Consider the following 223-nt stretch of genomic DNA (forward strand, 5'->3'; position numbering starts at 1 on the left):
AATGTCGGCTACTTCGTGCTGCTGTTCAGCACCCTGGGCTTCTACTTTCCAGTATTTGGCCAGGGCAATACGCCGGTTGCCATCGCTTGCGCCTCCGTGCTGCTGTGGGCCGTGCATTTTCTGGTACTGCGCGGCATCAAGGAAGCAGCCTTCATCAACCTGGTCACCACTGTGGCCAAGGTCGTGCCGCTGGTGCTGTTTGCGCTGATTTGCCTGTTCGCCT

At 58.3% G+C, this 223-nt stretch carries 1 protein-coding gene; it reads left to right on the forward strand.

All coding sequences use genetic code 11. The features are described 5' to 3' along the window. A partial coding sequence (locus tag J5M56_RS26590; RefSeq protein WP_207938264.1) for an amino acid permease occupies window positions 1-223 on the forward strand: 223 nt, incomplete at both ends.

The sequence above is a fragment of the Pseudomonas sp. 51_B genome, assembly GCF_017491595.1.
GTDB lineage: Bacteria > Pseudomonadota > Gammaproteobacteria > Pseudomonadales > Pseudomonadaceae > Aquipseudomonas > Aquipseudomonas promysalinigenes.